The sequence below is a fragment of the Mesorhizobium sp. M0910 genome (assembly GCF_040319465.1).
Taxonomy (GTDB): domain Bacteria; phylum Pseudomonadota; class Alphaproteobacteria; order Rhizobiales; family Rhizobiaceae; genus Mesorhizobium.
This window is the reverse complement of sequence record NZ_JAMYNZ010000034.1, coordinates 1-11,585: the sequence shown is the minus strand read 5'-3', so window position 1 is coordinate 11,585 and position 11,585 is coordinate 1. Positions and strand designations below refer to the sequence as shown.

The following is an 11,585-nucleotide window of genomic DNA, read 5'->3' as shown; positions in this document are numbered from 1 at the left end:
GACCTGGAACAGAGAACCTTGCAGACCATCGACAACCCGTTCGGCACGAGGTTGTCACCCATGTCTTAGGTACATTCTGTTACCCATGTCTCCGGGTCGTACCGGAGAGAACTGGTGGAGCCAATCGGAATCGAACCGACGACCTCTTGAATGCCATTCAAGCGCTCTCCCAACTGAGCTATGGCCCCACTCCGGCAGTTCGCCGGCGCCGTTTCCGGCGAAGAGATCCGGCGCAGGTTCTAGACCGCGCCGTTAGTGCAGGCGGCTTCTAACCCCGCCTTCAGTCAATATCAAGCCTTCAACAACCGCTTTTTCTAGGCGGCGCGGCGAAAGCCGGCGAATGCGGTTCGCTCAGACTTCGTCGTCGTCGTCGCCGACGCCGATCATGTCGGCAACGTCGTCGTCTTCTTCCTCCTCGTCGGCAAGGAACGTGTCATCCTCATCATCGCCAAGGTCGACGTCGTCCTCGTCATCGGCGAGATCGGGAAGTTCGTCGGCCTTCGCGTCCTCGTCCGCCTCTTCGAGCGAGACGACCTCGACGCCCTCTTCCTCCTCGGCGTCCACTTCCTTTTCGGCAACTTCCTCTTCTTCCTCGAGGGCGGCGATCTTGCCTTCTTCGAAATAGGAGCGCGGATAGCTCTTGCCCGTATAAGGCGAGACGATCGGGTCCTTGTTCAAGTCATAGAATTTTCGACCCGTCTCCGGGTCGATGCGTTTGGTGCCAAGTTCGGGTTTTGCCACAGCAAGCCTCGTCGATGAAAGTTTGGTCCCCTTAACCAGAGTTTACGGCGCTGTCAAAGCGAAAAGCCGGCGTCCCAAAAAGCGTGAATTCGAAGGCCTGCGTACCAAGGGGATGACCATTTCGGTCCGCCATGATAGGAGACCGCGCAAACCAGAAGAAAATAGCCGGGCGCCGGCGTTTCCAGGAAAGAACCATGTCGCACGCTGCTGCCCCGAAACCGGCCACCGCCCGCAAATCATCTGGCCTTTCAGGTGCGGCACGGGTGCCGGGCGACAAGTCGATCTCGCACCGCTCGTTCATGTTCGGTGGCCTGGCCTCTGGCGAAACCCGCATCACCGGGCTGCTGGAAGGCGAGGACGTAATGCGTACGGGCGCTGCCATGAAGGCGATGGGCGCTCATATCGAGAAGCATGGCACTGAGTGGGTGATCCGCGGCACCGGCAATGGCGCGCTGCTGCAGCCGGAAGGCCCACTCGATTTCGGCAATGCCGGCACGGGCTCCCGCCTCACCATGGGCCTGGTCGGCACCTATGACATGGAGACCACCTTCATCGGCGACGCCTCGCTGTCCGGCCGGCCGATGGGCCGCGTGCTCGAGCCGCTGCGCCAGATGGGCGTGCAGGTGCTGAAGGCGACGCCTGGCGACCGCATGCCGATCACGCTGCACGGGCCTAAGCACGCCGCGCCGATCACCTACCGCGTGCCGATGGCATCGGCACAAGTCAAGTCGGCGGTGCTGCTGGCTGGGCTGAACACGCCGGGCATCACCACCGTCATCGAGCCGGTGATGACGCGCGATCACACAGAAAAGATGCTCAAGGGATTCGGCGCCAATCTGTCGGTCGAGACCGACGAGCGCGGCGTGCGCCACATTTTCATCGAAGGCCAGGGCAAGCTCACCGGGCAGACCATCGCGGTGCCAGGCGACCCCTCCTCGGCGGGCTTTCCACTGGTGGCGGCGCTGATCGTGCCGGGCTCGGACATTACAATCGAAAACGTGCTGATGAACCCGACCCGCACCGGACTTCTGTTGACGCTGCAGGAAATGGGCGCGCGAATCGACATAATCGACCCGCGCAACGAAGGCGGCGAGGATGTCGCCGACCTGCGCGTGCGCTATTCCGAGCTGAAGGGCGTCACCGTGCCGCCCGAACGGGCGCCGACCATGATCGACGAGTATCCGGTGCTTGCCGTGGCGGCGAGCTTCGCCGAGGGCGAAACGCTTATGCTCGGGCTGGAAGAGCTTCGGGTGAAGGAATCCGACCGGCTGTCGGCGGTCGCCAACGGGCTAACGCTCAACGGCGTCGACTGCACCGAGGGCGAGGCCTCGCTTGTCGTGCGTGGAAAGCCGGGCGGCAAGGGCCTCGGCCAGCACCCCAACGGACAGGGCACCATCGTCCAGACCCATCTCGACCACCGCATCGCCATGAGTTTTCTGGTGATGGGGTTGGCGACGGAAAAACCTGTGACCATCGACGACCAGGCGATGATTGCTACGAGCTTTCCGGAATTCATGGGGCTGATGAAGGGGCTGGGGGCGGAGATCGAGTGACAGTTGATGGCAATCGCAAACCTTGGAGATTGGGCGCCAACATCCTTCCCTTCGTCATCCTGGGGCGAAGCAAGGAGCGAAGCGACGCAGCGAAGACCTCAGGAGCCATGCCGTGACGTCAGAGCATCGCAACGGTTCAGAATTCTGGCCCGCCGCATCCCTCGGTACATGTCACGGCATGGATCCCAGGGTCTCCGCGACGGAGCTTCGCTCCTGCTCCGCCCTGGGATGACGAAGGCGCGAGGGCTGGTCCACTGCCAATGAGCATCCCTTTTACCATCGCCATCGACGGCCCGGCCGGCGCCGGCAAGGGCACGCTCGCCCGCAGGCTGGCCGATCACTATCGGCTGAACCTGCTCGACACCGGCCTTACCTATCGCGCGGTGGCGCATGCGCTGCTCCGGCTCGGCCTGCCGCTCGACAATGTTTCGGCCGCTGAAACCGCGGCCCGGCAGGTCGATCCGGCAAAGCTCGACCGCGCAGTGCTTTCGGCACACGCCGTTGGCGAGGCGGCTTCGAAAGTGGCAGTGATCCCGTCGGTGCGGCGCATCCTGGTAGAGAAACAGCGTGACTTCGCAAGAACACCGCCTGGCGCGGTGCTCGACGGCCGCGACATCGGCACCGTCGTCTGTCCCGATGCCGACGTAAAACTCTATGTCACGGCCAGTGCCGAGGTGCGGGCAAAGCGGCGGCTGGATGAAATCGAGAGCATCGGCGGCACTGCCAATTTCGACGAAATCCTTGCCGATATCGTGCGCCGCGACGAGCGCGACATGGGCCGCGTGGACTCGCCATTGAAGCCGGCTGTCGACGCGCACTTGCTCGACACGTCGGAAATGGCTATAGAGGCCGCGTTTCTGGCAGCTCAGGCGATCATCGACGACGTCCTGGCTAAGAGAAACGAAGCCTGAGCCGGGTTTTCCTGCCGCCGCCGATTGCCGGCGACCAAAGAATTCCCATATTGGGCGTGAACCAGCCTGCCAGCATTCTTCATGCGCCGGAATTGCCGCTCAAGGGCGGCCAAGGGCTTTTTGCCCGGAACGCCGGCAGGCCAACGCAACGCTAACCCACGGCGCCCGCCCCGCGACAGATGCGAGGCATTCCAGGAGAAACTATGTCAGTTGCAAACCCCACTCGCGATGATTTCGCGAGCCTGCTCGAAGAATCATTTTCCGCCGGCCATTCCGGCGAAGGCCAGGTCGTCAAGGGCATCATCACCGCCATTGAGAAGGACATGGCTATCATCGACGTCGGCCTCAAGGTCGAAGGCCGCGTGCCGCTGAAGGAATTCGGCGTCAAGGGCAAGGACACGACGCTCAAGGTCGGCGACACGGTCGAGGTCTATGTCGAGCGTATCGAAAATGCGCTTGGCGAAGCCATGCTGTCGCGTGAGAAGGCCCGCCGCGAAGAGAGCTGGGTCCGTCTCGAAGAGAAGTTCACCAAGGGCGAACGCGTCGAAGGCGTCATCTTCAACCAGGTCAAGGGCGGCTTCACCGTCGACCTCGACGGCGCCGTGGCCTTCCTGCCGCGCAGCCAGGTCGACATCCGCCCGATCCGCGACGTCTCGCCGCTGATGCACAACCCGCAGCCCTTCGAGATCCTCAAGATGGATCGCCGCCGCGGCAACATCGTGGTGTCGCGCCGCACCGTGCTCGAGGAAAGCCGCGCCGAACAGCGTTCGGAAATCGTGCAGAACCTCGAAGAGGGCCAAGTAGTCGAAGGCGTCGTCAAGAACATCACCGACTATGGTGCGTTCGTCGACCTCGGCGGCATCGATGGGCTGCTGCACGTGACCGACATGGCCTGGCGCCGTGTCAACCATCCGACCGAAATCCTCAACATCGGCCAGACGGTCAAGGTGCAGATCATCCGCATCAACCAGGAAACCCACCGCATCTCGCTCGGCATGAAGCAGCTCGAGAGCGATCCGTGGTCCGAGATCGGCACCAAATTCCCGATCGGCAAGAAGATCAAGGGTACCGTTACCAACATCACCGACTACGGCGCATTCGTCGAGCTGGAGCCGGGCATCGAAGGCCTCATCCACGTTTCGGAAATGTCGTGGACCAAGAAGAACGTGCATCCCGGCAAGATCCTGTCGACGACGCAGGAAGTCGACGTGGTGGTGCTCGAAGTCGATCCGGCCAAGCGCCGCATCTCGCTCGGCCTCAAGCAGACGCTGGAAAACCCGTGGGAAGCCTTCGCGCGCAGCCATCCGGTCGGAAGCCAGGTTGAGGGCGAGGTCAAGAACAAGACCGAGTTCGGCCTGTTTATCGGCCTCGAAGGCGACGTCGACGGCATGGTCCACCTTTCCGACCTCGACTGGACCCGTCCGGGCGAGCAGGTGATCGAGGAGTACAATCGCGGCGACATGGTCAAGGCGCAGGTGCTCGACGTCGACATCGACAAGGAGCGCATCTCGCTCGGCATCAAGCAGTTGGCCAAGGACACGGTCGGCGAAGCCGCGACGTCGGGCGAACTGCGCAAGAACGCAGTCGTCACCTGCGAGGTTATCGGCGTGAAGGATGGCGGTCTGGAAGTGCGGCTGGTCGACAGCGGCATCGAGACCTTCATCAAGCGCTCCGACCTCAGCCGTGACCGCGACGAGCAGCGCCCCGAGCGCTTCACCGTCGGCCAGAAGGTCGACGCCCGCGTCATCGCCTTCGACAAGAAGACCCGCAAACTGCAGGTCTCGATCAAGGCGCTGGAAATCGCCGAAGAGAAGGAAGCGGTCGCCCAATACGGTTCGACCGACTCCGGCGCTTCGCTGGGCGACATCCTTGGCGCCGCGCTGAAGAAGCAGGGCAGCTAAGCCAACACCGCGCTTCGCGTGGGTTATAAACGAAACAAAAGAGCCCCGCCGGAACGATCCGGCGGGGCTTTTGCTTGTGACCTTTTGCTTGTGACGGGCCGCAGGCTCAGGCCCTGCCGTAAAGCGGCACCAGCGTGCCGCTGATGGCCATGTTGGCCGGCGAGGCGAGATAGGCAATGGCCTCGGCGGCCGCTTCAAGGCTGACCCATCTGCTGAAATCTGCGTTCGGCATGTCAGCCCGGTTGGCCGGCGTGTCGAGCGTCGAGGGCGCCACGGCGTTGACCAGAATGCCGTTGCCCTTCAGCTCTTCGGCCATTGCCACCGTCATCGCGGCGACTGCCGCCTTGGCGGCGGCGTAGGCCACCTTGCCGGAGCCGCGCCGCGGGTCGAGCCCGGCTCGCGCGGTGACATTGACGATGCGGCCCGGCACGGACGATTCCAGCATCGAGCGTATCGCCGCGCGGCAGCACAGGAAGGTGGTGCGGGCGTTGGTGTCCATCATCTCGGCGAAGGAGGCGGGCTCGATCTTCTCGACCGGCGCGGCGGTGAAGCCGCCGGCCAGATGCACCGATGCCCATAAATTCGGAACGCTGGCATAGAAGGCGTCGACCTTGGCAGGGTCGGCGAGGTCGACGTTATGGGCCAGCCTGACGTGGTCATGCGCCGGGAAGGGGAAATGTGCAGGCGCGGCAGCGTGAGCGTTGGGCACATGGCAGATCGCGCCCTGCTCCAGCAGTTTCCCTACGACCGCGCCGCCAAGGGCACCGGTGCCGCCGGTCACCACGATATGTCTGCCGTCCAGTGTTTCCGTCATATTCGACCGCTCCGTCATTGCGCGCCGCCGATCCGGAAGGTCGCGCCTTTCGCGCGATCACTCAACCGAAATCTCTATGACGTAAGGTCGTCCAGTCGCCCGCGCGCGCCCAAGCGCGTCCGCCAAGCCGCCGGCGCCGGAAATCCGCTCGGCGGCAATGCCGTAGGCTTCGGCCAATTTGCAGAAATCCGGCGGTGCCGGGGAGACGCCGACCGGCTCGACGCCGACGTCGAGCATCGAGGTTTCGATCTCGCGGTAGCCGCGATTGTTCCAGACGGCGAAGATCACCGGCGCCGCAGCGTCGAGCGCGGCGCCCAGTTCCGGCAGGGTGAACTGGAAGCCGCCGTCGCCGGTGAGGCAAACGACCGGCGCCTCAGGCCTGGCAAGGACGGCGCCGATCGCCGCCGCCGGGCCATAGCCGAGCGCGCCGAAGCCGGTGGCCGCGTTGAACCAGCCGCCCGGCCGGTCATGATCGTAATAGAGGTTGGCGGCGTAGACCGGCTGGGTCGAATCGCCGACGATGATCGCGCCAGGCAGCGCATCGCGGATCGTCTCGACGGCACGCAGTTGCGCCTGCATAGCCGGGCCGATCTCGGCAAAGGCCGCTTGCCGCGTCGCGGCGGCGCGAGCGGCGCCGTCGACCGATTGCGCCTGGCCCGTGCCGAGTTCGGCACGCAGCGCCTCGAGCGCTGCACCGCAATCGGCCTGGATCGAAATCCGGGCCGGCCGGCGGGCAAGCTGGTCGGCGCCGATGTCGATGCGGATCAGATTGGCAGGCAGGACAAAACCGCCGTCGCCATAGCCATCATAGTCGGTCGGACCGAATTCGGTGCCGGCGGCAATGACCAGATCGGCGTCGGCCATCAGCGTACGCACCGCCTTCAGGCTGGGGCTGGCCGGCACGCCAAGCGGGTGGCGATAGAGCAGGCCGCGCGCATTGGCGGTCTGGACGACCGGCGCTCCCAACCTCTCGGCAAGGCGCTGCAACGGCGCTTCGGCCGCTTTGGCGCCGCCGCCGGCCAGGATAAGCGGCCGGCGGGCAGACGCGCACAGCCTTGCCGCCCCGGCAATTGCCGCCACATCCGGCTCGGGCGGCGCTGAATTCCGCAGCAGCGGCACGATGTCGTTGGCAGGCAGGCTCATGACATCGGTCGGGATCTCGATATGCACCGGACCCGGACGCGAGGATGAAAACAGCGCAAAGGCGCGGGCGAGCACGCCGGGCAGCTCGCCGGCGTCGGTGACACGGTGCGAAAACAGCGCCACCTTCTCCATCATGCCGCGCTGGTCCGGCAGTTCATGCAGATGGCCAAGGCCTTTGCCCAGCGTCGGTGTGGCGTTGACGCCCGAGATTACCAGCATCGGCACCGAATCGGCGCGCGCCTGGCCCATGGCGGTGATGGTGTTGGTCAGCCCCGGCCCGGTGATGACGAAGGCGATGCCCGGCCTGCCGCTGGCGCGCGCATAGCCATCAGCCATGAAGCCGGCGCCCTGCTCGTGGCGCGGCGTGACGTGACGGATCTTCGACCGCGCAAGCCCGCGATAGAGCTCGACCGTGTGTACACCGGGAATGCCGAAGACTGTGTCGACGCCGTGCGCTTCGAGCAAGGTGATGAGCGCTTCGCCGATGGTCGTCATTGTCTTAGCACCGGGCGTGTGAGGCAGGTCGGGCCGCCCTCGCAGGCAATGCACAGAGCATCGGCCTCGAATGTCGAGACCGTACAGCCAGCGGCCTGCATGGCAGCCGCCGTCTTCGGAAAACCGGCAACGGCGATAACCTGGCGCGGCGCGGTCGGCAGGACGTTGAGGCTGAGCCCATTCGAGGCGAAGAATTCGTCGGCGTCGCCCTCGACCAGCCGAATGCCGCGTTCGCGCAGCATCTGGTGGAAGGCGACCGGCAGGAGGGGCGCATAGACCAGCGCCAGATCGTCGGCGAGCGGGCTGATCACCGACATCAGGTGCAGGCAGGCCTCTTCGCCTTGCCAGAGCGGCAGGTCGAAGCCGTAGACCTGGATACCCTTGGGCGAAAGCAGGTTGGAGAGCTGCTGGATGCCGAGCTGATTGGTGCGCACGCCGCGGCCGACGGCCAGCGTGTTTGCATCCACCCACACGCAGTCGCCGCCCTCGACCTGGCCGGGAGCCTCGATACGGCCGAGGATGGGGATGCCCATGCGCCCATAGGCTGCCTCGTGCAGGCCTGGCTCGGGCCGGCGCAGCGCCTTGCCCATAGCGAGGATAACCGCGCCGTGGTCGGTCATCAGCGAGGGATCGTGGGTGAAGACCGAATCGGCAAGCCCGTCATCGGCGTCGCTCAGCCATTCGATTTCGGCGCCTGAGACAGAAATCAGCCTGGCCAGCGCATCATGCTGGGCCGCCGCTTTTTGCGGATCGAAGCCGGGGCCATAGTGCCAATCCAGCGCTTCGGCCCGACGCATGGCGCTGGCGGCGGAGCGCATCAGCACGCGCTGCAGCGTCCCGGCCATCGACTGCGACCCGTATGCTTTGCCCACTAAATTCTCCTTTAAACGCGCCCCTCCTGCCAATAGCCACTCGGCAGGCGGTGATCAATGGTCCAAAAACTGCGGTTGACGGAGGCAAGGGGAACGGTCCATCTTGAGAATCGGAACGCTGTCCAGTGACGGGTAATGGGTAAAAAATTCCAGCAAGGACTGCCTCGGTTGCTCCGCGGGGCGCCGCGACGATGACAGCGCCCGTCACCGCCCTGAAGGATCCGGCGCAGAACGGCGCTGCCGAAGCCATCCACGTCGAGAACCTGCACAAGAATTTCGGCAACCTGCACGTACTGAAGGGCGTTTCGCTGTCGGCGCGCGACGGCGAGGTGATCGCGATCATCGGCGGCTCAGGCTCGGGCAAATCCACGCTGCTGCGCTGCATCAACTGCCTGGAGAACCCGACCAGCGGCATCATCCGCGTCAATGGCGAGCAGATCCGGTTGAAGGCCGACAGCCACGGCCACACCGTGCCCGCCGACCGCAAGCAGATCGAACGCATCCGCTCCAAGCTCGGCATGGTCTTCCAGAACTTCAATCTGTGGAGCCACATGACGTTGATCGAGAACGTCATCGAGGTTCCCGTGCATGTGCTCGGCGTCAAGCGCGATGTGGCGATCGGCGAGGCGGAAAAGCTGCTCGCCCGCGTCGGCCTTGCCGAAAAACGCGACGTCTATCCCGCCTATCTGTCGGGCGGCCAACAACAGCGCGCCGCGATCGCCAGGGCGCTGGCCATCAATCCGCGCGTCATGCTGTTCGATGAGCCGACCTCGGCGCTCGACCCGGAGCTGGTCGGTGAGGTGCTGAAGGTGATCGGCGACCTGGCGCGCGAAGGCCGCACCATGGTGCTGGTCACCCATGAGATGAAGTTTGCCCGCGAGGTCGCGACGCATGTCGTCTACCTCCATAATGGGCTGGTCGAGGAAGAAGGGCCGCCGGAACAGATCTTCGGCGCACCAAAATCCGAAAGGCTGAAGCAGTTTCTGCGCAATGTTGGATGACTTGCGAGAAAAGCAGACGGGAACGTCAAAGCAAAAAATGGGAGAACTGAAAGAAATGAAACCTTTTCTCAAAACGGTGCTCGCGGCCACGCTGATCGCATTGTCGGGTACATTTTCGGCAAGCGCCGAACAGATCAAGGTGGGATTTTCGCCTGAAGCCTATCCGCCGTTTTATTCGCAGGATGCCTCCGGCAAGTGGGGCGGCTGGGAAGTCGACATCGTCAACGCCATCTGCGGCGAAGCCAAGCTGGATTGCGTATTGACGCCGGTCCCATGGGACGGCCTTATCCCGGCGCTTAAAACCAAGAAGATCGATGCAATCATGAATTCGATGTCCATTACCGACGAACGCAAGAAGGAAATCGACTTCTCCGACAAATATTATAACACGCCGACCGCGGTGATCGGCGCCAAGGATCAGAAATTCGATGCGACGCCAGAGGGGCTGAAGGGCAAGATAGTCGGCGTTCAGGCCTCCACGGTGCACGCCGCCTACGCCAAGAAGCACTTCACCGACGCTGCGGAAATCAAGGAATACCAGACGCAGGACGAGGCAAATCAGGATCTCGCCGCCGGCCGGATCGATGCCACCCAGGCCGATTCGATCGCGCTCGACGCATTTTTGAAGTCGGATCAAGGCAAAGCGTGCTGCGACCTCAAGGGTTATGTCGCACCGGACCTGGAAGTGCTCGGGCCTGGCGTCGGCGCCGGCGTACGTCAAGGCGACACCGAGCTCAAGGATAAGCTCAATGCCGCAATCAAGGCCATCCGAGCCAATGGCAAGTATGCCGAAATCACCAAGAAGTACTTCGACTTCGACATCTACGGCGGCGAGTCGCAGTCCAACTGACAGCAGCGGCATCAAGCCGGGCAGGCCTAGCCGCCATCGTCGCGATGGCACGTCCGGCTTGATACATCATTGGCGCCTCAACCCGGAAGTCCAGGGGGACATAAGCTGAGCGACGTTCTCGCCACCATGTTCGGAGCCAGTTCGCTGGAATTGCTGTCCTTCGAACCGCCGAACGGCAGGGGTCTCAACCTTCTGCACGGGCTGGCAAACTCGGTCGGAATTGCCTTCGGTTCCTTTGGGGTCGGTCTTGTGATCGGCGTCGGCGGCGCCTATGGCAAGCTCTATGGCGGGCCGGTGGTCCGTGACCTGCTGGAAGTCTACACCACAGTGGTCCGCGCCGTGCCCGAGCTGGTCCTGATCCTGCTGCTTTATTTCGCTGGTACCGACCTCATCAACCAGTTGCTTACCGCGCTCGGCTATGCCGCGATCGATATCAACGGGGTTGTGGCCGGCATAGGTGTGCTCGGGGTCGTGCAGGGCGCCTACTCCACCGAAGTCTTGCGCGGCGCGATCCGCGCCATTCCGCAAGGCCAGATCGAAGCCGCCCGGGCGTATGGAATGCCTCCCGGCCTGCTTCTCAGGCGCATAACGCTGCCGGCGATGCTGCCCTTCGCCATTCCGGGGTTGGCAAATCTGTGGCTGATCGCCACCAAGGACACCGCGCTTCTCGCGATCGTCGGCGTCAATGAACTGACCCAAACCACACGGACAGCAGCCGGCGCGACGAAGGCTTATTTCACCTTCTTCATGGCGGCGGGCGCGCTCTATCTCGTCCTGACCCTCGTCTCCAACATCGCTATCGGGCGCGTTGAGCGCTGGGCACGACGCGGCATGCCCTCGATCGCGGGATCGCATTGATGGCCGCCGAAACTCCGGTCATTGACGCCGCCGCACGGGCCTCGCTGTGGGTGCAGCCGCACCGCATAGCGCTGATCCTGATCGCGCTGGTTGTCGTAGTGGCATCGATTTTCCTCATGCGCTGGGATTGGCTGCCCGCCTATCTGCCGCTGGCTTTGCAAGGCATATGGCGGACCATCTGGCTGCTCGTGGTAACGTCGGTGCTGGGCATCGCGCTGGCCATTCCCCTCGGCCTTGCGCAGGTGATCGGCCCGCCGATCTTGAGTGCGCCGGCCAAGGTGTTCTGCACGATTATTCGCGGCACGCCGCTGCTGCTCCAGCTCTGGCTGCTCTACTACGGACTGGGTTCGCTGTTTCCGCAATTTCCTTGGATACGCGAGTCGTTCCTCTGGCCCATTCTAAGGCAGGCATGGCCCTACGCCGTTCTTTCTCTGACGATCTCGTAT

At 63.7% G+C, this 11,585-nt stretch carries 11 protein-coding genes and 1 tRNA gene; 7 read left to right on the top strand and 5 right to left on the bottom strand.

Annotated elements, in window-relative coordinates; translation table 11 throughout:
- Positions 1-112 precede the first annotated feature (112 nt).
- Both NKH78_RS32250 and NKH78_RS32245 read right to left on the bottom strand, forming a co-directional pair.
- Positions 113-188: transfer RNA gene (locus NKH78_RS32250), tRNA-Ala, on the bottom strand.
- 163 nt (positions 189-351) lie between these two features.
- A complete protein-coding gene (locus tag NKH78_RS32245; protein WP_254816066.1) occupies positions 352-741 on the bottom strand; it encodes a TIGR02300 family protein in 390 nt (129 codons plus the stop codon).
- A gap of 194 nt (positions 742-935) precedes the next feature.
- Between NKH78_RS32245 and aroA the strand changes: the two genes are divergently transcribed.
- The 3 genes from aroA to rpsA all read left to right on the top strand — a co-directional run bounded on the left by aroA (position 936) and on the right by rpsA (position 5,106).
- On the top strand, positions 936-2,294 hold the full coding sequence (gene aroA, locus NKH78_RS32240; RefSeq protein WP_352741063.1) for a 3-phosphoshikimate 1-carboxyvinyltransferase: 1,359 nt from the start codon (positions 936-938) through the stop codon (positions 2,292-2,294).
- Between the two features lie 260 nt (positions 2,295-2,554).
- On the top strand, positions 2,555-3,205 hold the full coding sequence (cmk, locus tag NKH78_RS32235; RefSeq protein ID WP_352741064.1) for a (d)CMP kinase: 651 nt from the start codon (positions 2,555-2,557) through the stop codon (positions 3,203-3,205).
- A 203-nt stretch (positions 3,206-3,408) separates the two neighbouring features.
- Positions 3,409-5,106 carry a 30S ribosomal protein S1 gene (gene rpsA, locus NKH78_RS32230; protein ID WP_023676278.1) on the top strand — a complete coding sequence of 566 codons (1,698 nt, stop codon included), beginning with the start codon at positions 3,409-3,411 and terminating at the stop codon, positions 5,104-5,106.
- 106 nt (positions 5,107-5,212) lie between these two features.
- Here rpsA and NKH78_RS32225 read toward each other — a convergent pair whose 3' ends face one another.
- The 3 genes from NKH78_RS32225 to NKH78_RS32215 are packed head-to-tail and all read right to left on the bottom strand — an operon-like array spanning position 5,213 to position 8,403.
- A complete protein-coding gene (locus NKH78_RS32225; RefSeq protein ID WP_352778980.1) occupies positions 5,213-5,920 on the bottom strand; it encodes an SDR family NAD(P)-dependent oxidoreductase in 708 nt (235 codons plus the stop codon).
- 57 nt (positions 5,921-5,977) lie between these two features.
- Positions 5,978-7,558, bottom strand: a complete 1,581-nt coding sequence (locus tag NKH78_RS32220) for a 5-guanidino-2-oxopentanoate decarboxylase (RefSeq protein WP_352741068.1) — start codon at positions 7,556-7,558, stop codon at positions 5,978-5,980.
- Complete coding sequence (locus NKH78_RS32215) at positions 7,555-8,403, bottom strand: dimethylarginine dimethylaminohydrolase family protein (protein ID WP_352741075.1); 849 nt, start codon at positions 8,401-8,403, stop codon at positions 7,555-7,557. The genes NKH78_RS32220 and NKH78_RS32215 overlap by 4 nt, the downstream gene beginning before the upstream one ends.
- A 218-nt stretch (positions 8,404-8,621) precedes the next feature.
- Here NKH78_RS32215 and NKH78_RS32210 point away from each other — a divergent pair, with 218 nt between their 5' ends.
- The 4 genes from NKH78_RS32210 to NKH78_RS32195 form a co-directional block, all read left to right on the top strand.
- Positions 8,622-9,431 carry an ABC transporter ATP-binding protein gene (locus NKH78_RS32210; protein ID WP_352741070.1) on the top strand — a complete coding sequence of 270 codons (810 nt, stop codon included), beginning with the start codon at positions 8,622-8,624 and terminating at the stop codon, positions 9,429-9,431.
- A 55-nt stretch (positions 9,432-9,486) separates the two neighbouring features.
- Entirely contained in the window at positions 9,487-10,281 is a 795-nt protein-coding gene (locus NKH78_RS32205) for a transporter substrate-binding domain-containing protein (protein ID WP_352741072.1), read from the top strand.
- A 126-nt stretch (positions 10,282-10,407) separates the two neighbouring features.
- Positions 10,408-11,139 (top strand): ABC transporter permease, encoded by a 732-nt coding sequence (locus tag NKH78_RS32200; protein ID WP_254816058.1) that lies wholly within the window; start codon positions 10,408-10,410, stop codon positions 11,137-11,139.
- The coding region (locus tag NKH78_RS32195) for an ABC transporter permease subunit (protein WP_352885177.1) at positions 11,139-11,585 on the top strand (447 nt) is incomplete at its 3' end. The genes NKH78_RS32200 and NKH78_RS32195, both read left to right, overlap by 1 nt.

What these genes read in the sequence shown, in the direction of transcription:
- aroA (WP_352741063.1), top strand. Translation starts at nt 936, where the DNA reads ATGTCGCACGCTGCTGCCCCGAAACCGGCCACCGCCCGCAAATCATCT.
- cmk (WP_352741064.1), top strand. Translation starts at nt 2,555, where the DNA reads ATGAGCATCCCTTTTACCATCGCCATCGACGGCCCGGCCGGCGCCGGC.
- rpsA (WP_023676278.1), top strand. Translation starts at nt 3,409, where the DNA reads ATGTCAGTTGCAAACCCCACTCGCGATGATTTCGCGAGCCTGCTCGAA.
- NKH78_RS32225 (WP_352778980.1), bottom strand. Translation starts at nt 5,920, where the DNA reads ATGACGGAAACACTGGACGGCAGACATATCGTGGTGACCGGCGGCACC.
- NKH78_RS32220 (WP_352741068.1), bottom strand. Translation starts at nt 7,558, where the DNA reads ATGACGACCATCGGCGAAGCGCTCATCACCTTGCTCGAAGCGCACGGC.
- NKH78_RS32215 (WP_352741075.1), bottom strand. Translation starts at nt 8,403, where the DNA reads ATGGCCGGGACGCTGCAGCGCGTGCTGATGCGCTCCGCCGCCAGCGCC.
- NKH78_RS32210 (WP_352741070.1), top strand. Translation starts at nt 8,622, where the DNA reads ATGACAGCGCCCGTCACCGCCCTGAAGGATCCGGCGCAGAACGGCGCT.
- NKH78_RS32205 (WP_352741072.1), top strand. Translation starts at nt 9,487, where the DNA reads ATGAAACCTTTTCTCAAAACGGTGCTCGCGGCCACGCTGATCGCATTG.
- NKH78_RS32200 (WP_254816058.1), top strand. Translation starts at nt 10,408, where the DNA reads ATGTTCGGAGCCAGTTCGCTGGAATTGCTGTCCTTCGAACCGCCGAAC.